This is a genomic window from Clostridium sp. MCC345 (assembly GCF_018785345.1).
In the GTDB taxonomy this organism is placed as follows: Bacteria; Bacillota; Clostridia; order Lachnospirales; family Anaerotignaceae; genus Anaerotignum_A; species Anaerotignum_A faecicola.
Map to the genome: position 1 here is coordinate 237920 of NZ_WQPP01000064.1, position 20738 is coordinate 258657.

18 protein-coding genes and 1 riboswitch are annotated in these 20738 nt (G+C 49.7%); of the genes, 5 read left to right on the forward strand and 13 right to left on the reverse strand.

Going from position 1 to position 20738, the window contains the following annotated elements:
* Nucleotides 1-53 precede the first annotated feature (53 nt).
* From GPK49_RS12305 to GPK49_RS12330, 6 genes are all read right to left on the reverse strand, one after another.
* The gene (locus tag GPK49_RS12305) at nt 54-704 is read right to left on the reverse strand and encodes a cyclase family protein (RefSeq protein ID WP_215678255.1); all 651 of its coding nucleotides are present in this window, start codon (nt 702-704) and stop codon (nt 54-56) included.
* 29 nt (nt 705-733) lie between these two features.
* Nucleotides 734-2083, reverse strand: a complete 1350-nt coding sequence (locus GPK49_RS12310; RefSeq protein ID WP_215678258.1) for a hypothetical protein — start codon at nt 2081-2083, stop codon at nt 734-736.
* A 16-nt stretch (nt 2084-2099) separates the two neighbouring features.
* Entirely contained in the window at nt 2100-3305 is a 1206-nt protein-coding gene (locus tag GPK49_RS12315; RefSeq protein WP_215678260.1) for an ABC transporter permease, read from the reverse strand.
* A complete protein-coding gene (locus GPK49_RS12320) occupies nt 3302-4510 on the reverse strand; it encodes an ABC transporter permease (protein ID WP_215678263.1) in 1209 nt (402 codons plus the stop codon). The genes GPK49_RS12315 and GPK49_RS12320 overlap by 4 nt, the downstream gene beginning before the upstream one ends.
* The gene (locus tag GPK49_RS12325) at nt 4507-5487 is read right to left on the reverse strand and encodes an HlyD family secretion protein (RefSeq protein WP_215678264.1); all 981 of its coding nucleotides are present in this window, start codon (nt 5485-5487) and stop codon (nt 4507-4509) included. The genes GPK49_RS12320 and GPK49_RS12325 overlap by 4 nt, the downstream gene beginning before the upstream one ends.
* A gap of 67 nt (nt 5488-5554) precedes the next feature.
* Complete coding sequence (locus GPK49_RS12330) at nt 5555-6130, reverse strand: TetR-like C-terminal domain-containing protein (protein WP_215678267.1); 576 nt, start codon at nt 6128-6130, stop codon at nt 5555-5557.
* Between the two features lie 384 nt (nt 6131-6514).
* On the opposite strand from GPK49_RS12330, the gene serC reads away from it, so the two are divergent.
* Genes serC through GPK49_RS12345 form a run of 3 tightly spaced genes read left to right on the forward strand, consistent with a single transcriptional unit; the run spans nt 6515 to nt 10119 of the window.
* Nucleotides 6515-7600: a 3-phosphoserine/phosphohydroxythreonine transaminase gene (gene serC / locus GPK49_RS12335; protein ID WP_215678269.1), complete on the forward strand. Its 1086-nt coding sequence runs from the start codon at nt 6515-6517 to the stop codon at nt 7598-7600.
* A 57-nt stretch (nt 7601-7657) separates the two neighbouring features.
* Nucleotides 7658-8833, forward strand: a complete 1176-nt coding sequence (locus tag GPK49_RS12340) for a 3-phosphoglycerate dehydrogenase family protein (protein WP_215678272.1) — start codon at nt 7658-7660, stop codon at nt 8831-8833.
* Between the two features lie 35 nt (nt 8834-8868).
* Nucleotides 8869-10119 (forward strand): DUF1015 domain-containing protein, encoded by a 1251-nt coding sequence (locus GPK49_RS12345; protein WP_215678275.1) that lies wholly within the window; start codon nt 8869-8871, stop codon nt 10117-10119.
* A gap of 510 nt (nt 10120-10629) precedes the next feature.
* Here the strand turns inward: GPK49_RS12345 and GPK49_RS12350 are convergent.
* Nucleotides 10630-11703 (reverse strand): PTS sugar transporter subunit IIC, encoded by a 1074-nt coding sequence (locus GPK49_RS12350; protein WP_215678278.1) that lies wholly within the window; start codon nt 11701-11703, stop codon nt 10630-10632.
* A 139-nt stretch (nt 11704-11842) separates the two neighbouring features.
* Between GPK49_RS12350 and GPK49_RS12355 the strand changes: the two genes are divergently transcribed.
* The gene (locus GPK49_RS12355) at nt 11843-12013 is read left to right on the forward strand and encodes a hypothetical protein (protein WP_160117310.1); all 171 of its coding nucleotides are present in this window, start codon (nt 11843-11845) and stop codon (nt 12011-12013) included.
* 418 nt (nt 12014-12431) lie between these two features.
* Here the strand turns inward: GPK49_RS12355 and gltX are convergent, their stop codons facing one another.
* Nucleotides 12432-13880 (reverse strand): glutamate--tRNA ligase, encoded by a 1449-nt coding sequence (gene gltX, locus GPK49_RS12360; RefSeq protein WP_016406715.1) that lies wholly within the window; start codon nt 13878-13880, stop codon nt 12432-12434.
* 202 nt (nt 13881-14082) lie between these two features.
* Here gltX and GPK49_RS12365 point away from each other — a divergent pair, with 202 nt between their 5' ends.
* The gene (locus GPK49_RS12365; protein WP_215678281.1) at nt 14083-15228 is read left to right on the forward strand and encodes an AI-2E family transporter; all 1146 of its coding nucleotides are present in this window, start codon (nt 14083-14085) and stop codon (nt 15226-15228) included.
* A gap of 194 nt (nt 15229-15422) precedes the next feature.
* Here GPK49_RS12365 and GPK49_RS12370 read toward each other — a convergent pair whose 3' ends face one another.
* From GPK49_RS12370 to GPK49_RS12390, 5 genes are all read right to left on the reverse strand, one after another.
* Nucleotides 15423-16202: an N-acetylmuramoyl-L-alanine amidase gene (locus GPK49_RS12370; protein ID WP_215678283.1), complete on the reverse strand. Its 780-nt coding sequence runs from the start codon at nt 16200-16202 to the stop codon at nt 15423-15425.
* 126 nt (nt 16203-16328) lie between these two features.
* Complete coding sequence (locus GPK49_RS12375) at nt 16329-17018, reverse strand: MBL fold metallo-hydrolase (protein WP_016406718.1); 690 nt, start codon at nt 17016-17018, stop codon at nt 16329-16331.
* 90 nt (nt 17019-17108) lie between these two features.
* Complete coding sequence (locus tag GPK49_RS12380; protein ID WP_215678286.1) at nt 17109-19322, reverse strand: M56 family metallopeptidase; 2214 nt, start codon at nt 19320-19322, stop codon at nt 17109-17111.
* Between the two features lie 6 nt (nt 19323-19328).
* Nucleotides 19329-19706, reverse strand: coding sequence for a BlaI/MecI/CopY family transcriptional regulator (locus tag GPK49_RS12385; RefSeq protein ID WP_215678289.1), 378 nt, complete (start codon nt 19704-19706; stop codon nt 19329-19331).
* A gap of 148 nt (nt 19707-19854) precedes the next feature.
* Nucleotides 19855-20418: a beta-class carbonic anhydrase gene (locus tag GPK49_RS12390; RefSeq protein WP_016406721.1), complete on the reverse strand. Its 564-nt coding sequence runs from the start codon at nt 20416-20418 to the stop codon at nt 19855-19857.
* Nucleotides 20419-20609: 191 nt separating this feature from the next.
* Nucleotides 20610-20701, forward strand: a riboswitch (cyclic di-GMP riboswitch).
* Nucleotides 20702-20738 lie beyond the last annotated feature (37 nt).

The following is a 20738-nucleotide window of genomic DNA, read 5'->3' on the forward strand; positions in this document are numbered from 1 at the left end:
CTACCGCCTCCTTTGCTATTTAAAGGATATGTAGGGAAGGGGGAAAATTTGCGTTATTCTTCCTCTAGCATGGCAACGGCACGCACAGGCGCACCATCCGCGTTTTCATATTTCAAGGGCAAGGCTGCAAAGAGAAACAGACCTTCCCCGATTTTATCCAGATTCGTGAGGTTTTCGATAATCACGATATCTCTTTGGGACAAAAGCAGACGATGGCGTGTCAGCCCTTCATCTGCGATGGGATCAATGCCGATGGTATCGAAGCCAAGCCCCTTTTTGCCGCTTTCCAGCGCATAACGGCAGACCTCCTGAGAGGGAACGGGATAGTCCCCGAAATATTCCGCTTTGCCCCAATACCGGCTCCAACCGGTATGGAAAAGAAGAAAATCTGCCTCATCCGCAAGCCGGCGGACGGGAGCAAGGGCTTCCATGCCGATTTCCTCGCCTGCACCATACTGCATGCAGGGGATGACAAGCGCCTTGCCGACAAACTGCGCCGCAGGCATTTCATTCAGCTTTGTTCTATCTCCAAAGAGATGAAAGGGAGCATCCATGTGGGTGCCTGTATGGGAAAAGAAGGAGAGCAATGTTTCGCGGAAGCCAACCGTTTCATAAGTATTGGCTACCGTCAAATGCGGTGGCTCCGTACCCGGATAGACGGGCATGGACGCTGTAATCAGCTGTGTCAAATCAATAATCTTCATCCTGCTTTTCTCCCTTCGTATTGTTTTTTTCAGCTCAGCTTTGATTTATAAACATCGTAGATATCAAGGGTGGTGCCGTTCATGAGCATATTATATTCCTCCCACGCCAAATCGTAGGCATAGGCTGCGGCGGAAAGCTCCATTTCGGTCTGCTCATACTGCAGCTCGAGTGCCTGCAATTCGACTGCGGAAACAAGCCCCAGCTTTGCGGATTTCTGCTGCTGCTCCCATTCGATTTTTGCCTTGCTGTTGGCATCCTTTTTATTCTGATATTCTGCCGCGGCGGTATTGATGGCATCCAGCTTCTTCTTTAAATCGTTGGCGATATTGACCTTTTCCTCCTCAGTGGAGACATCCGCAAGCTGCATATCCACCCTGCTTGCCTTCAGCTGTCCGTCATATCTGTCATTCTTCTTGGAATCCGCTTCCGCCTGCTGCTTATCCCTGCGGAGGGTTTTCAGCTTATAATTTTTATCGGTGGCAGTTTTCAAAAGCTCCTCACTATAGGCAGGAGCGGTTTCGATGGTGCGTGTCAGCTCAGGGGGTGTGATGATAAGCTCCTCATCAATTTCACGCCCCATAAGGTCATTCAGCTGACGCTTGAGCAGGGTTAAGCCGTCCTTGGCACTTTGCAGCTCCTTCGCGCCCTCGGAAACGGCCAGCTTTTTCTCGGAAAGATCTGTGCCTGTGCTAAAGCCAAGTTCCTGCTTCTTTTCCTCAATTTTGCAGACACGTTCCAGAAGGGACTGCTTCTGCGTGAGCAAGCTGACACCCTTTTCGACCTGTACGGTTTTGGTGACGAGAAGCTGTGTGACGGCAAGGGATTCATTTTCCCAGTCCTCCTTGGTCTTATTTAAGTCCATTTTGGTATTTTTCAGTTCCGTCTGCTGATCCTCCAGCGTATCGCGCTGTCTATCGGCAACATTATCCACGAGGGTTTCCATGCCGCTTGCGGTTTTGACTGCACCGGAGAGAAGCGCACTGCTGATACCTGCTAAAATCTGGTTTGACTGATTTGTAGGGTCTGCCGCAATAAGACCGCCCAACAAATCCTTCCCTTGGCTTGCAGAGGTGCTTGCATCCCTTCTTGCGTGCGCCGCCTTATCCTGCGAATCCTTCAAATCCTTCAGACCGTCATCAATGGCACTGAGACCAGCGATGACCTTTTCCTGATTCAGCGTCAGGGTGGTTTTCAAGCGGTTATTTTTCACAACCAGCTCCTGAATTTCCTTTAAGGTCATGGCTTTTGTTTTGCTTTCCTCTGCGGTTGCGGGGGCGGCTGTTTTGGTCTCTGCCGCGAGGGCAGGCACTGCCGCACCTGTTGTCAATGCGCCTGTAACGAGAAGCGCACATGCTTTTTTATATGGATAGAATTTCATATTCTGCACTCCTTTCTTATGCCTGTAGGGACACAGGCTCTTCCTTCTCTGCAACGATTCCCTGCTTTTTCTTCTCAATGCGGTTCAGACGCAGCTGCCAGATGATACAGCTCAGCGTAAGGCAGACCACGATGATGCCGCCGAGAAGGAGCAGCTCCTTTTTTACTGCGGAAAAGCCACAGCCCATCAATGCCACATCGCGATAGCCGATGACAAAATGCGTCAGCGGAAAGACCTGCCCGATTTTCTGATAGAACGCAGGCAACGCAATGGTGGGCCAGGTGTAGCCACTCAGCACCAGAGAGGGCGAGGTGAACACCAGAGAGATAGAGGTTGCCACAATGGGATTTGGCATGACCGCGGAAAAGAACTGCCCCAAGGCAACAATCGACAGCAGGAAAAGACTGCTGTAGACAAACCAGAGCAGAAGGCTTCCCCGCATGGGAATCGCATAGCCCCAACGGATGATGGCGGAGCAGATCGCCCACGCCGCGAGGGAAATCAGGAAATAGACCAAGCATTTCACAAGCACCTGCAAGGGGGCACTTTTGGAAATGCTTTGCATTTCATCCAGATGACCGCTTTCCTTCTCCCGAACGAGGGAGATTGCCGCGAAATAAATCAGCACCTGCTGAACGGTTGCGGCAACGAAGCCATACACCAGAAAATACGAGAAGTTATTCGTCGGGTTATACCATTGACGGGTATAGAAGCTGACGGGGTTCATGGTCGCAAGGGCATCGTCCACGGTTTCACCCTTTGCCACAAGGCTTTTGACAGCAATCTGGGTGGAAACCGTCCCCAGAACCTCAGAACCCTTGAGGTTGATGGTACTGCCATAGCCCATATTGACGGCACTGGAGCCGAGAAGCACCTCTGCCTGCTGACCCAACTGCATTTTTCTTGTGAAATCCGCAGGGAAGATGAGACAGCCGACAATTTCGCCGTCACGCATGGCTTCGGCAATTTCATCCTCATCGTTATAATAGCCGACCACATCAAAATACGGGGACTGGCGGAAGGCTTCGACCACCTCTCTGGTCTGCTTGGTATAGCTGTAATCCACCACGCCCATTTTCAAATCGGAGAAATAGCCCTTTCCATAGCCACTGCCGCAGATACAGGTGACGAAAATCGGCACAAGCACCATCAGAACGAGGGAACGGGGGCGTTTCAGGAGATATTTCCATTCCCGAAGAAATAATTTTACTGCGTTTTTCATGCCTGCACCCCCTCTGTCTGTGTATTCTTCTCTGCCGCCTTCTGCTTCTTTTCCGCACGGCACAGCTGCCAGACAAAGACTGCAAGGCTGAACACAAATGCACCTATGCCAAGGGTTAAGAGCATAGCCCGATTCTGCTGTAGGGAGGTGCGCTCAAAGCCGATGCCCATCAGAATAATACTGCGGACAGGGCCGAGGTAATGGGTGACGGGCAGATAATTTGCAATCCGTACCAGAAAATCCGGCATTTCCGTATGCGGCCAGGAAAAGCCTGCCAGTACGAAAAACGGATAGGTCAGCGCCATGAGCCACTGCATCGCATGCAGGGAATTTTTGCAGAGCAGCCCCAGAAGCGCACCGAAGCCGAGTAGGCAGAACACGAAGCAAGCACTTAAAAGCAGGAAATCCACCTGTGCGCCGCGCATGGGGAAGCTGTAAATTTTCATAATCACGGCATAATTCAGCAGGAGATTGAAAAAGCCTGCAATGCCGTAGAAAAGCATTTTATCGAAATAATAGAGGATTGCATCCCGCTTACGGAATTTGCCCGAAAGGATGCCTTCCTTCTTTTCATCCGCGAAGGAGCCTGCCACCGCAGAGAGGAAGAGCTGATGATAGACCAGACCGGTCAGCCCAAGCCCCAGATACATCAGATAGCTGAACTGAGGATTAAACCACGGGCGAAGCACCGTCGAAATCGGCATGACCTTCGCCGTACCCTCCGCAACGCTGCTGCCCGATGCCACATAGCTTTTGACCGCAATCTGGGAGGAAACGGTTTTCACGACCTGCATGACGGAAACAACCGCACTGTTGCCGACAAGGTTATTCGCACTATTGATGCCGACAAGCACCTCTGCCTGCTGTCCCAACTGGAGGGAACGGGTATAATCGGCAGGGATGACGATAATGCCATACACCTCGCCCTCCTCCATTTTCTGCTTTGCCTCATCCAAATCCTGCAGGACAAGGGTGACATCAAAACGGTCGGATTCATCGAAGGCGCGAATCAACTCTCTTGTTTTTGCGGAGGAGGACATTTCCACCGCCGCCAGAGGAATGTGGTTGACAATGCCGTTCTGGAAGGCACCGCAGACCACAATATTCATCAGAAGCGGGGCAACGAGAAACATAAAGATGCCCCGCGGATCTTTCACCAGAAGCCAAAGCTCCCGAAGAAGCCCCTTGAAAAATGTCAGAATCATTTTTTCTCACCTGCTTTATCCAGGTCTACCTGCACCAGCATTCCGGGGTAAAGCATGATATCATCCTTCTCGGAAAGGGCGATTTTCACCTCGTATGTAACAACATCCTGATCATTCAGCTCATTTGTGGATTTTTTGGTTGCAAAATCAGGGCTTTTAGAGATATTGACGATTTTGCCATGAAAGACGGTATCGGGGTGCGCCTTACTGGTCAGAGGAATCTGCTGACCGACCTTCAGCTTGCCGACTGCGTATTCATCCACATTTGCCATGACCCAGCGGTCGCTGTAATCTGTGAGGGTAACGATGGTGGTGCCTGTGCCGATGAGCTCCCCAAGAGAGGAGGAAACCATGGTGATGGTGCCGTTGCAGGGGGCATACTGAGAGGTCTGCCCCAGATTGAGATTGACTTCATCCAGAACACCCTTTGCTGCCGCAAGCTGCCCGGTTGCCGCTTCATACTGCCCCTGTGCCGCCTGCTGCTGTGCCGCTGCCGCCGCGGCATCCAATCTTGCCGCCTCCAGCTGGGTGGTCAGCTTATCCATATTATCCTGAGAAACGGCATCCATGGCGTAGAGCTCCTGATATTTTGCATATTCGGTTTCCAGCAGCTTCACATTTGCGTTTGCCTTTTCCACCACTGCCGCTGCCGCCTCTGCGGCATTTTTCGCCGCCTCGACCTGCCCTGCGGCTGCCTTTGCGGTTGCGGATGCCTGTGTCTGCTTTACCTCTACATCGCGTCTGTCTGTGGAGAACAGCAAATCACCCTCCTTAACCTCCTGCCCTTCCTCGACGGGAATATCCGTCAGATAGCCGGGGATTTTGGCACGGACATAAACCTCTTTACATTCCACTGTGCCGGTGACAAAATTTCCCTTCTCCGCTGTTTTTGTATCGTCTGTTTTTGTGCCGCAGGCGCTTAATACACAGCAGCCTGCCAGAAGCAGTGCCAACACCTTCTTCTTTCCGTTTTGCATCTTTTTACTCCCTTTCCTTTTCAGATAATTTTTTATAATGACAGAGCCTTCTTTTGCAGCCGTAAATTTAAGCCACAAACAATAATTGAAAAATGGGGTGCATGATTTTTTCCGTTAAATCCATCATTTCTGCCTTGGAGAGCGGCATCCCCTCCGCAAGCCACTGCTTTACCATCCCCATGGCACCACAGGAAATAAAATGGCGGATATAATCCGTCTGTCTGGAGTCCCTTTCCAAGCCGCGCTCCTTTCGAATTTCCTGCCCCTTCCGCTTCATAATCTCCGTCAGCTTTTCCGTAAAGCAATCGCTGTGCGGATTGAGGAACAGACAGCGGCAGAGATCCTGATTTTCGGCGATATAATCGCAGATTTTTCCAATCAGGACAGACTCCCATGTGCTGTTTTCAAGGATGGGGGGTTCCTCCAGCATGCGGGCAAATTCGCTTACGGTTTCTTCTTCCAATTCCTCCAGCAAATCGAACACATTATTATAATGAAGATAAAACGTTGCCCGATTGAGATCCGCCCTATCGGTAATATCCCTTGCAGTGATTTCGGGAAAGAGCTTTTCCTGCATCAGAGAAATGAGTGCTTCTCGCATCCGCATTTTACTGCGGATGACTCTGCGGTCCTGTTTTTCCAAGATGATTTTCCCTCCCTTCTTTCTCTATATTTTTTGTATTCAGTTTCGTATAAATTTCCTCTTTAGGATAACATGAAAGCACGAGATAATCAACAATTTTCGTTAAATAGAATATTTTTGATTATTTTTTCTCGCGTTTGCGATTGTATACAATAGACAAAGTGCATTTCTGTTTTCGGACGAAAGACAATATTACGTCAAATTTAACAGACTTTTCTTTTCTCTTTCAAAAAATTTTGCTTCATTCTCCAAAATTTCAGGGTGGGACAAAAAAAATCCCATTTTCAGTTGACGAGAAAAATGAAAGTGCTATAATTTCCCTATCGACAATGCCCGTTTGATGCGGACATGTGTCCATATTGTTAAAAGTTAGGAGGCTTATCTATGGAAAAAAGAGTATACAACTTCTCAGCAGGTCCTTCCATGCTGCCCTTGGAGGTTCTGGAACAGGCACAGCGCGAACTGGTCTGTTACCCTTCAGCAGGCATGTCAGTGATGGAGATGAGCCACCGTTCAAAAACCTTTGAAAATATTCTGGAGAAGGCGAAGGCTGATCTCAAGGAATTGATGCACATTCCCGATAATTATAAAATCCTGTTCTTGCAGGGCGGCGGCTCAACGCAGTTTGCGATGATTCCCATGAACCTGATGAACAAAAACAACAAGGCGGATTATGTGATCACAGGTCAGTGGGCGAAGAAGGCGGCGGCAGAGGCAGAGCGTTACGGTAAAGTGAACATCGTTGCTTCCTCAGCAGACTCAACCTTCGACCACATCCCCACACTGGATCCTTCCAAATTCGACCCCGAAGCGGATTATTTTTATATCACACTGAACAACACCATTTACGGTACACGCTGGACGGAGCTTCCCGATACAGGCAATGTGCCGCTGGTGGGCGATATGTCCTCTTCCATTCTCTCGCAGGAGATTGATATTACAAAATTCGGTCTTCTGTATGCAGGGGCACAGAAAAACCTCGGCCCCGCAGGCGTAACGGTTGTTATCGTGAGAGAGGATTTGCTGGGCAACGCCATGGATTTCACACCGACCATGCTGCGTTATGATATTCACGCAGAAAATAATTCTCTTTACAACACACCCCCGACCTACGGCATTTACTTCATGGGTCTGGTATTCGACTGGGTGAAACGGCAGGGCGGCGTTGCTGCCTTGCAGAAAATCAACGAACGGAAAGCGGCTATTCTCTATGATTTCTTAGACCAATCCGAGCTGTTCCGCGGCACTGTTGTAAAGAAAGACCGTTCCCTGATGAACGCGCCCTTCGTACTGCCTACGAAGGAGCTGGATGAAAAATTCATCAAGGAGGCAAAAGAGCATGGCTTTGAAAACCTGAAAGGTCACCGCACCGTTGGCGGCATGCGCGCAAGTATGTATAACGCAATGCCCATTGAAGGTGTGGAAAAATTAGTGGAATTCATGAAGAAATTCGAGATGGAAAATAAGTAAAATCCAAAAGGGTCGTGGCACACGACCCTTTTCTTATATCTAAAAAGGAGAGACATTATGTATACCATTCGCACTTTGAACAACATTGCAAAAACAGGGCTGGCAAAGCTGCCCGAACAGAATTTCGTGATTGATGAAAAAGCAGAAAATCCCGAGGGCATCATCCTGCGCAGCTTTGATATGCACAAGATGGAGCTGAACGAAAACCTGCTTGCCGTTGCCCGTGCAGGCGCAGGCACAAACAACATCCCCATTGAAAAATGTACACAGAAGGGCGTTCCCGTATTCAATACGCCGGGGGCAAATGCAAACGCCGTAAAGGAGCTGGTTCTGGCAGGACTGTTTGCATCCTCCAGACGCATCATTGCAGGGGCAGCTTGGGTACAGGGGCTGAAGGACAACTGCGAAAGCGTGGAAAAGGCAGTAGAGGCAGGCAAGAAGGAATTCACCGGTCCTGAAATTGCGGGCAAGACCTTGGGTGTCATCGGTCTGGGTGCGATTGGCGTACAGGTTGCCAATGCGGCACTGGATCTGGGGATGGAGGTTATCGGCTACGACCCCTTCCTTTCCCTGGAAAGTGCATGGCACTTATCCCCCAACGTGGTGCATGAGGAATCCATGGAGGAGCTGGTTGCGAAAGCGGATTACATTACGCTGCACATTCCTCTAAACGATAAGACAAGAAATACCTTTGATGAAAAGCTGTTTGCGGCAACAAAGCCCGGCGCACGCCTGCTGAACTTTGCACGTGGCGGTCTGGTGGACAATGCGGCACTGAAAAAAGCCATTGCGGACGGCATCATCGCGCGCTACATGACAGACTTCCCTTCCGAAGACCTGCTGGGCGACCCTGCGAACATCATCGTAACCCCTCATCTGGGCGCATCCACACCGGAATCCGAGGAAAACTGCGCAATTATGGCGGCACAGGAAATCAGAGAATACCTGACCCACGGCAATATCAAAAATTCCGTAAACTTCCCCAACTGCGTGGTGCCTTATAACGGCAAGCCCCGCATCACCGTATGCCATCAGAATATTGTAAACATGATTGGGCAGCTGGGTGCTGTTTTCACAAAATACAGCGTGAATATCGACAAGCTAGTAAACAACTCCAAGGGCGACCTTGCATATAACATTGTGGTATGCGACAACCTGCCAGAAAACATCGATGATATGATCAAAGACCTGTATGCCATCAATACGGTATTGAAGGTTCGTATTCTGGATTAAGAAACCGAAAACAGCAATTCCAAAGGAGGAAAATTATGGCAACCATCAGACCCTTTATGGCGATCCGCCCGGCAGAGGCTTACGCAAAGGACGTAGCAGCCCTGCCCTATGACGTAATGAACAGCGAAGAAGCAAGAGAAATGGTGCAGGGAAAGCCCTGGTCCTTCCTGCATGTTGACAAGGCAGAGGTGGACCTGCCGAAGGATATTGACGTTTACAGCCCTGCGGTTTACGCAAAGGCAAAGGAAAACCTCGAAAACATGATTCACAACGGGATTCTGGGACAGGATTTGCTGCCCAACCTGTATCTTTACCGCATGACGATGAACGGCAGAAGCCAGACGGGTCTGGTTTGCTGTACGTCTGTGGACGAATATATTAACGGGACGATTAAAAAGCATGAGCTGACACGCGCAGACAAGGAGGCTGACCGTATCCGCCACGTGGATACGCTGAACGCAAACACAGGCCCGATTTTCCTTGCCTACAAGGAAAACAAGGACGCAAAGGCGATTATCGACGGCTGGACAGCGGCAATAAAGCCTGTTTACGATTTCGTTGCCGAGGACGGCATCGGGCATACGGTTTGGGTGATTGACAGCGATACGGAAATCGGCATGCTGGTGGAATCCTTTAAGCAGGTGAAGAATCTCTACATTGCGGACGGACACCACAGAAACGCATCCGCCGTGAAGGTGGCGCTGAAGCGCAGAGAGGCAAAGCCGGATTACACCGGTGAGGAGGAATTCAACTATTATCTGTCCGTACTGTTTGCGGCAGAGGATTTATATATCATGGATTACAACCGCGTGGTAAAGGATTTAAACGGCTACAATACAGAGGAATTCATGCAGGAAATTCGCAAGAAATTCGACATTGCGCCTTACACAGGCGAAGGCCCTTACCACCCCGAAGCACTGCACACCTTTGGGCTGTATCTGGACGGGAAATGGTTCAAGATGACGGCGAAGGAGGAAATTATTACAGACGACCCTGTTCTGGGACTGGATGTTTCCATTTTGCAGAAGGAGCTGCTGGAGCCTGTGCTTGCCATCGGCGACCCCAGAACCGACAAGCGGATTGATTTTGTCGGCGGAATTCGCGGACTGGGTGAGCTGGAGCGCAGAGTAGACAGTGGCGAGATGAGACTGGCGTTTTCCATGTTCCCTACCTCCATGGAGGAGCTGATGGATGTGGCAGATGAGGATATGACGATGCCGCCGAAATCGACATGGTTTGAGCCGAAGCTGCGGAGTGGGTTGTTTATTCATGATTTGGGGGAATGAAGCTGAACAGTGCTTCGCACTGGATGGGCACAGTCGTGCCGAAATTTTGCTTTGTGAAGATAAGAAATTCGCCAGTTTAGAACTCTCACGGCGAAACAAAGGTGTTCTTCCTTACTTTTTATGCTAAAAAGTAACAAAAACTTGGAACCCGTTAGGTGTGTCCCAATAAGAAAACATGAAGAAAATGAAATAGCTGAAAGACCGCGGATACAAGGAAGTTTCCCGCAGGCATCCTTTGACTTAGGCTGTCAAGGGGAACTGACGCAGTAGGCGTAGCTTTCAGCATTTCAGAATTCATGTTTCCTTATCTGGGCGCACCTTATGTTATGGGTTCCAAACCTCCGCAACCGAGGAAAGGGCAACAAAGTTTCCCTTTCCAATCCCTTCCCCACTATGCCGGAAACGGCAAGGAGAAAAGCGGCGCGGTGCGCCTATGAAAAACCCATGATAAAAAGCACATACAAAAAAAGAGTGAAATCCAAAAGGATTTCACTCTTTTTATTTTATGGATTACAAATCCAGTTTCAGGTCATTTTCCTTAATGAGGTTCTTTTTGCGCATAGGATATGCGAAAACGAGGGTCAGGACTGCAGGCAGGATGAAGCAAACCAAAACCAGACCGATCCAATCCATAGAGGTAATGCCTGCTTTTGTGCCGGCGGTGATATCGTTAATCCAACCGGTATAGACACCAATCTGTCCGACCAGACCGCAGGTACCCATGCCGGAGGCCACGGCATCCCCATTCATCTTCATGCGGAAAATACAGGTTGCGATAGGGCCTGTGACAGCAGATGCCAGCGTAGGCGGAATCCAGATCAGCGGGTTTTTGACGATATTCCCGATTTGCAGCATGGAGGTACCGATTCCCTGCGCCAAAAGACCGCTCCATTTATTTTCCTTAAAGCTCATAACGGCAAAGCCGACCATCTGCGCACAGCAGCCTGCAACTGCCGCACCGCCTGCCAAGCCTGTCAGCCCCAGAGCCGCACAAATTGCCGCACTGCTGATGGGGAGCGTCAGCGCGATGCCGACGATAACGGAAACCAGAATCCCCATGAAGAAGGGCTGCAGCTCCGTTGCCCACTTGATGGCATTGCCGACTGCACTTGCCGCCGCACCGATGGAGGGTGCCCACCACATGGAAAGCAGCACGCCGACGCAGATGGTGACAGAAGGGGTCACAATGATATCGACCTTTGTTTCCTTGGAAACCAGCTTACCGAACTCTGCGGCAAAGATGGTGACAACGAAAACAGCCAGAGGACCGCCTGCACCGCCCAGCTGATTCGCAGCGCCGCCGACGGCAATCAATGAAAACAGCACCAGCGGGGGGCATTTCAGCGCATAGCCGATGGAAACTGCCATGGCAGGGCCTGTGACCGCCTGCGCGAAGGTACCGATATCCACCAGAATGGCAACGCCAAGCTGCTGCCCTAATGTTTTTAAAATTGTCCCAATCAGCAGGGATGCAAACAAGCCCTGTGCCATTGCGCCCAAGGCATCAATGCCGTATCGCTTTGCTGAAAAAACGATATCCTTTTTTGCCAGAAAAGCGGCAAAGCCTTTTTGATTCTCGCTCATGTTCTTTCTCCTTTTTGTCTCTTCACTTGTTTTTACAGCTGTCTTGACAGCTTATCGGTTTGATTATACGTTATCCGTCATGGAAAATCAATAAAAATCACGAAAACGGTCATACTAATTTCATCAAAGGAGGGATTTTATGAACAAATTTGCAACAGGGATGCTGCTTGGCGGCGCGGCGGCAATGGCAGGCATGGGATACCTGATGAAGGATAAGCGCACCTATCAGAGGCTTGCCAGAAAAGGGAAAAAGATGGTAGTGAAGGCAGAGGAGGCGATTGACGATATCATGGATGACATGATGCCTTAATCGCAACCATAAAAAACACCTACAGGCAGCGGAAGGGTTCGGGAAACGAAGCGTCTTCCCGAATGGGATCCGCAGACGGAATTCACTTCCGTCGAGGAAAACAGAAGGTTTCAAGGCTCGCCGTCGGAACCTAGCTGTTTATTCTTCTGTCCTAACAAGTCAAAATCCCCGATTTTGACTTAGAGCGTTGCTCCTGCAACGCTCTAGTAAAGCAAAAGAGCAAATCTTTCGATTTGCTCTTCTTGCTTTTACGTTTTATCATTTAAAAAGGGGAAGGGTATAATACTTATGTTCTCAAAAGGTGGTCCGTTCCTTTTGACACCTTTATGATATCATTCAAATTTGAATTCCATTTGTACAAAAACCAAAGAGTTTTTTAAGAATATTTGAATAATTTATGAACATAAAAGGAATCGATTTACTTACTCAATTTCTCAATCCCCTTGCGGATTCTGCGCAGAGCCTCCTCTTTGCCGAGGATATCCGCCAGCTCCATTGCGCCGCCGGGAGAGGTCTGCTCACCGGAGAGGGCTGTTCTGACGGGCCAGAGCAGCTGACCGTTTTTGATGCCCAGCTCACCGACCAGTGCCATCAGGCTGTCATGGATGGCAGTTTCATTCCAATCGGACAGGTTCTCCAAAACAGGCAGAGCCGCCTGTAAGGAGGACAGTGCGATTTCATCGTTGGTTTTCATTTTCTTATGGGTATACAGCTCTGTGCTGTAATCGGGCAGTTCCTTGAAGAAATCCACCAGACGGGGGATATCGTTGAGGGTTTCAAGACGCTTCTGGAGCAGTGCCGCGATTTTTTTCAGGTCTAAATCGGTGCCTGCCAGTGCCTCCTCCAGCTTAGGTCTTGCCAGTTCAAAATATTTATCGAAGTCCATCGCCTTGAGGTATTCACTGTTCATCCATGTCAGCTTTTTGATATCGAAGATGGAGGGAGATTTGCTCAGCCCCGCCATATCAAATTTCTGTTCCAGTTCCTTGAGGGTGAAGATTTCCACATTATCAGAGGGACTCCAGCCAAGCAGTGCGATATAGTTCACGATGGCTTCCACCACATAGCCTTCATTTACCAAATCCTCGAAGGATTTATCGCCATGACGCTTGGACAGCTTATGGTGTGCGTCACGCATAACGGCAGGCAGGTGTACATAAATGGGAGGCTCCCATCCGAATGCTTTATAAAGCAGATTATACTTGGGTGTGGAGGAAAGATATTCACTGCCGCGGACAACGTGGGTGATGTGCATCAGGTGGTCATCCACAACATTGGCGAAGTTATAGGTCGGGAAGCCGTCTGCCTTCATCAGAATCTGGTCATCCAGCTCCGCATTATCCACGGTAATATCCCCATAAACCATGTCATGGAAAGAGGTTGTGCCGCTTTCGGGCATTTTCTGGCGAATAACGAAGGGTTCGCCTGCGGCAAGCTTTGCCTGTACCTCCTCAGGGGACAGATGCAGACAATGGCGGTCATATTTTGCGAAGGAAACGCCCTCTGCATTGGCTTCCTTCAAGCTTTCCAGTCTTTCCTTGGTGCAGAAGCAGTAATACGCTTCGCCCTTTTCCACCAGTTCCTTTGCATAATCCATATACAGACCCATGCGTTCGCTCTGCACATAAGGGCCGTATTCGCCGCCGATATCGGGGCCTTCATCATATTGTAAGCCTGTCATTTTCATGGTTTTATAAATGACATCCAGAGAGCCCTCCACCAGACGACCCTGATCGGTATCCTCAATACGCAGGATGAATTTCCCACCCTGAGATTTTGCAATGAGGTATTCATAAAGCGCGGTACGCAGGTTGCCGATATGCATATAGCCCGTAGGGGAAGGGGCAAATCTTGTTCTTACTTCCATTTTTTTCTTCCTTTCTGCTTCGATAAATTGACTTCTCTGAAAAAAGCCACATATTCCTTTGTATAGTTTATACGCAAATGCCCGCTGTGTAAAGGAAAAACAGAAGAAAATATTAAGAATTGTGCGCGCGTATTGCAAGAAAATTTACTTTTATGATATACTTTCTTCTAATATAAATAAAAACATATCGGGAGTTGATTGGATGCAGTTAGATAAGGATACACTCCGCAAACTGCGGGGCTTAATTATATTTACACTGGTGATTCTGGTGGGGCTTTGGCGGTTTAGCATTGTGCTGCAGGCAGTAAAAACGATTTTGCACATCCTGTTCCCCTTCCTTCTGGGGGGCGCGATTGCATTTGTGCTGAGTGTGCCGATGAACCGCATCCGGAAGCGGCTGTTTGCAAACGCAAAGGAAAAGCGGAAAAAATTTGCCGCGCCCGTCAGCCTGATTCTGACGCTGATTTTTGTACTGGCCCTATTGAGCCTTGTGACGATTGTGGTTGTGCCGGAGCTGGGAAATACCATTGCTACGCTTGGGAAAACGCTACCCGAAAAGGTGCCTGTGCTGATAAGAAAGGCGGAGCAGCTTGTTTCCAACCATCCTGAGCTGGTGGACTACATAGACGAGGTACAGGCACAGCTGAATTGGGAGGAAATTCTAAATCAGCTTGTGACATTCTTCCGCATAGGGGCAAATTCCATGCTGAGCTCTACCATCAGCGTAGCAACGGGAATTGTAAGCGGCGTGGGGACGTTTTTCATCGGTCTTGTTTTCGCCTGCTATATTCTGTTGCAACAGGAATTTCTGAAGCGACAGATGAAAAAGCTGATTTTCGCCTATCTGAAGGAAAAGCACGCAAACCGCTTTCTGCAAATCTGCGCGCTGACGTATCGCACGTTTTCAAATTTTCTGACAGGGCAATGTCTGGAGGCGGTGATTCTGGGGATGATGTTCTTCGTTTCCATGACGATTCTGCGGTTCCCCTTCGCCATTCTGGTTGGGGTGCTGATTGCATTTACGGCACTGATTCCCATTTTCGGGGCGTTTATCGGCTGTGTCGTAGGGGCGTTTCTGATTCTGACGGTCAGCCCCTCGCAGGCAGCGGCATTTATCGTGCTGTTCCTTGTGCTGCAGCAGATTGAAGGAAATCTGATTTATCCGAAGGTAGTCGGCGGCTCGATTGGACTGCCTGCAATCTGGGTGCTGGTTGCGGTGACACTGGGCGGCAGTCTGTTCGGGATTGTCGGGATGCTGGTGTTTATCCCGATTGTTTCGGTGGTGTATACACTGCTGAAGGAGGATGTGAATAAACGGCTGATTGAAAAGGATATAACTATTGAGTAATTAAAAAGTCCCCTTTTGGTGTGTCCCAATAAGAAAACATGAAGAAAATGAAATAGCTGAAAGACTGCGAATACAAGGAAGTTTCCCGCAGGCATCCTTTGACTTAGGCTGTCAAGGGGAACTGACACAGTAGCCGTAGCTTTCAGCATTTCAGAATGCAAGGTTTCTTATTCGGGCGCACCTTTTGGGGACTTTTATTTTGCACGTTCTAAGTAATTGCAGATAGCCTTGTAATACGCCTGCGCGGCGCGCTGACAGCCCTCCTCTGTGCCGAAGCTTTCCACATCGGAAGGATTTGTAATAAAGCACTGCTCCGCCAGAACCGCAGGGCAGCTCATATTTTTGAGCATACCAAAGGTATCATAGGAATAGACCGTGGTATCGCTCGAATCACACAGCAGCTTATTGCCGTTTTCATCATAATAGCCATAGCGCACGCCTGCGATGCCCGTACCGCGGAGATTTGCGCCTATATTTTGCATTTCCTGCGCCAAAAGCGTTGCAAAGGCAAGGCTTTCTTCATAATTTTCATAGCCGGGAGGCGAAGGATAGCACTCAAAACCATTGGCACTGCTGCTGTCGCTTGCGTTGCCATGGACAGAGAGCATTAAATCGGGGTGTCTGCGGCGGAATTTATGGTTACGCTCGGTGACGGTTGCACCCTCGCCTGCCTTACGGGACAGCACCACGCGGAAGCGTCCGTCCTCCTCCAGAAGGGTTTGCAGTTCGGCTACAGTCTGTTCCGTCAGCGCGACCTCCTGTATCACGCCCTCTGCGCCGACATCCGCCCCGCCATGCCCTGCATCCAGTGCAACAGTATAGGGCTTGCCGAAATTATAATAGACCAGAAAGCCGACATAGCCAACTAAAAACAGCATCAGCACGAAACACAGCTTGCGCAAAAGTCCGCCCTTTCTTCTTCTGCGCCGACGGCGCTTCGGCGGTTCATATTCCCTCCAGTTTTTCCCCTTCATTGCTTTTCCTTCTTCCGCTAAAAAACTAAGCCGCAATCGAAATCAGAATTTCGACCGATTCTTTTCTATCCTTAGTATAAATGAAATTCCGCGGAAGAACTTGAAGATTTCCTTAAGAATTTCCGTTTAAATTTCAAATTTTTCGTTTTCCTGCGTGATTTCCGCAATCGTTTCGCCATAGCCAAGCTGACGCAGCATCGTGCAGACATCAAAGCGTCCCCAGAAGTGCATGGGAAACAGCCTTTTTGCGCCGACGGTCTTGAGAAAATAATTGACCGCCCAGAAATATTTATCCTGTAGGCGCAAATCCGCAGGGACAAAGGCAACGTCTATTTTCTCGCCCTTCAGCCGATTGATTTCCGTCGTATAGCTTTTTTCGATATCGGCGTTGAAGTCATCGGGTTCGCCATTCCAGTGCCACCAGTTCAAATCGCCTGCGTGGTAGATGGTTTTGCCATCCGCCTTGACCAGAAATGCGACACCCTCATCATTGGACCTGAGGGTTTGGATGGAAATGCCGTCAAAATCGTATGTCCGATGCGGCTCGGCGCGAAGAACTCTGCCTTCAAAGCCTGCTTCTGTCCGCACATCAAAGGAAAGCACATAGCGGACATTGGGGAGCTTTGCCCAGGAAAGAATCCGTCTGTCATAATGATCCTCATGCGCATGGGAGACAAAGACGAAAACTGCTTTATCGGGGTATGCGGCGGGGTCGAAATACGCTTTTCTGCCGCCTTCTGTATAATAATCAAACAAAAGCACCTTTGTTTCGGTTTCAACGGAAAAGCCGCTGTGGTGCAGATAGGTTATCTTCATTGCAGTCACTCCTTATTTTCTGAAATGTCATTAGTATAGCACAGGAAAAAGAGGCGCGCAATGTGCGCGCCCCTTGGGGGTATCGACAAATCAGGCGGCCTTTTTCGACCAGAAGCCTTCTCTGCCCTCGGTAATTACGGTGTTTCCGTTTGCATCTTTCCCGAAGAACAGCGTCACGCTCTGCCCGACCTTTCCGCTTTGCAGACGGGAAAGCCATTCCTTCGCGTTCAGCATGGCAGGGGCTTCGCCTGCGCCGCCAACGGTAAAGGCTGCATCCTCCGCAACGGGGAGGGTGGTCGTATAGTCAAGATTCAAATCGAAATAGCCGTTATTCGTTCTGCCTGTGGCATCCTCGATACGGATTTTTCTGGCAACGGTGACGGTATTCGCATCCTTGGCAGGGGTAACGGTGCAGAACCAGCCATCCGTAGGTGTTTCGTCATACCAGCCATCCCAAGCAGGATTTTTCTTATAAAAGGTAATCCTATGCGGATCGAAATCATCATTATAGAGATGGAAGGTTTCCGGATAGCAGGTGTCCTCATTGATTTTCTGTGCATCCGCCTGCACCTCGCAGGTAAAGCGGAAATAGGTATTTCCCTCTTTTTCCTCATAATATTCCTTATAATACACCGCATACACAGACTGCCCAGCCTCCTTCGCGCGCTTGATGTAGCCTGCCTCATCGGGATCGCGGAAGGGATTTCTATAATGCATATTCAAGCCGAAATCCACGGTTACCTGTTCTCTGCCGTTTGAAAGAGGGGTGCGTGTCACGCTGATGCGGTTAAAATTGAAGGCCTCCAATTCAAACACATCCCAACCGCTTTGGCTGATAAAGCCGACCACGCTCTGCGAAAGAAAGTCCCAGATACCTTCGTCCAAATCCGATTCTGTGCGGGAAACGGTAGGATGCACCTTGCCGTCCTCCCAATAGAGATTGGAGGTGAGATAGCCTGCGACAACGGTTTTACCGTTTTCCTTACCGAATTTCAGCAGCTCCTTCATGGTGTAATAAGCAGGCTCGCTATCCTGCATGGTATAGGTAATCATGGCTGCGTTTTCGCGCTCCTCGATGGTATAGGAATCCACCCAAGGACTGGAGCCGCCGATGACATAATTCCAATCCTCGCCATCAAGTGCCTTCTGCTCTGCGATAAACTGCGCCTTGGCAGCCTTGCCCATCTCTTTATAGCGGATTTTGCCATCTCTGTCGGAAAGAGCCTCTGCCCACTGCTCAGTCAGCTTGCGCTGTTCTGCGGTCAGGGTGCCTTGGCCTGCTGCTGTATCCTGCGTGGACTCCGGTGCTTTCTCGTCCTTCCCACAGCTGATGAGGCAGCCGCAGGTCAATGTCAGCACAAGCATAACAGAAACCAGTGCCATGCCCTTTTTTCGTTTGCTTTGATTCATAATCTCCACCAGCCTTTCCTGCAATGCCCGTTTCCCATCGGTGAAGCAGGTTGTCAGCGCTGCCTGTTTTTCGATGCTGCGCTCCGCCTCCTGCAAAATCATCAGCCCATACGCCTTGCGATACGCCGCATCCCTGCCCTGCACTGCCATGCTGTCGCAGGAAATTTCCAAATCCCGTTCCGCGCGCTTTGCCATCAGCCAGACCAGAGGGTTGCACCAATGGATGCTTCTTGCGGCAAGCAGGAGCAGCTTATACCACAAATCCTTCCGCCGCCAATGAATCAGCTCATGACGGAAAATCATTTCCATCTCCTGCGCGGTGTAGTGCTCATGGGGCAGATAGACGGTTGTGCGGAATAAGCCGACCGCCATAGGACTTTCCAGCACAGGGCAAACCATGAGCCGCGGCTGTATTTTGCCTGCCGTTTCAGCGAAAAATGCCTTTGTCTCGGCGGAGGGTTCTTTCTCCCAACGGCGAAGCAGGGTTTTCATCCGAAAAACGGATACCACTGTCCGCAGGGCGAAAAACAGCACGCCTGCCAGCCAGAGCGCAAAGCCAATCTGCAAGGGCTGCAAGGGTTCGGCTTGGGGCTGTGTCTGCTTTTGTGCCGCGGCCGCTGTGCCTTCTGCCTTTGGCGGTGCCTGCACGGGACTGAATTTCGCCTGCACCCATTCATTCGCCTGCTCCTCGGAAATTGCCACATGGATGGGGGCGGTTTCCTGCGGAAGGGTCAGATTCCACGGAACGAGCAGACGCACAGCAAGCACAAGCCAGATGACATAGGACACCCTAGCGGCATACCGCTTAGACAGGCGCGGCAAAAGCCAAAGTGCCGGCAGAATAATCGGAAGCATCCAAAGGCCGACCTTCAAATATTCCAGAAAAATACGCATAGCAGCTCACCCCTCCGTTTCGTCCTCGATAAACGCCTTCAATTCTTCTAAGTCCTCTTTTGTAACCGAATGATTGACATAAAGACAGGCAACCAAATCCCTGAGAGAGCCGCCCGTCCATTTCTGAAAATAGCGGCGGCTATCCTCCGCGAGATAGTCCTCCTCTGTGACGAGGGGGGTATAATAGCGGCTTTTGCCCTGCTTTTCCGTCTGCAAAAAGCCACGGCGCACCAGTCTGCCCAGAAGGGTCTGCAAAGCGGATAAATTCCAAGGGCGTTCCTTTTGCAGCTCCTCGCGGACGGCAGAGGTACTGGCAGGGGGTTCGATATGCCAGATTGCCTGCATGACCTTGAGCTCTGTATCGGGTAATTTCTGTTTTTCCATGGGGTTCACCTCTTTTACCTACAAGTGTATGTTTATTTATAACATACAACTGTATGTCCATTCTGTCAAGCGGAATTTTATAAATTTTCCGTAAAAGAAAAAAGCCGCCCTTTGCTTAGACAAAAAGCGACTTTCTGATTTTCATATTTTATTCTTTTCTCTCGGAAACGCCGCGGACTGCGCCCGTATGGGGGTCCATGATGAAGCCGAGCACCTCCAGATCCTTTGGCAGCAGCGGATGCTCCCGAATGGCATCGACGGTGCTTTGCACAGAATGATTGATATCCCCGAAGCCGGTCAGCCATTGCTCCACGTTTTTATGGTTTTCATCCACATGGTCAATCGCTTCCTGCGAAATGCCGCGTTCCTTCATCTTGGCAATCATTTCCTTCGGGTCAAGCAGGCGACCGCCGCAGTCATCATGCCCGATGACAACGACCGTATCCACGCCCAGCTCATAGACTGCGACCAAAAGGCTGAAAATGACACTGCCATAGGGGTGCATCACGCGGCCGCCTGCGTTTTTAATCAGCTTGACATCGCCGTTTTTCAAGCCAAGGGCGGCAGGCAGAAGCTCCGTCATGCGGGTATCCATGCAGGCAAGAATGGCGATTTTACGGTCCGGATACTTGGTTGTGGTATACTTTTCATAGAGACCATGCTCCACGAAGGCACGGTTATAATCCAACATCTTCTTTACGAAATCATTCATAAAAGGGTTCACCTCGTTCATTGTTTTTTTGTATTATACTCTTTTTTAAGGATTTTGTCTCTTTTTGTATGGCAAAATTTTACAAAAAAATAAAAAGGCACTTGTCTTTTTATGTAAATATGCTATGCTATTCTTATACAACACTAATGTAACTATTTTTATTTCTGTGCGGACGCAGGAACGGGCGTATGTACAGAAAAAGGCACAATCGGCGAAAGCCGATGTCGCAAAGCCAAGGGTCTAAACGGCGAGGGGATTTGCCGCAGGACAGCCGGCTACCGAAATACATATTGTTTCCCTGTTCCGAAACCCGCAGACAG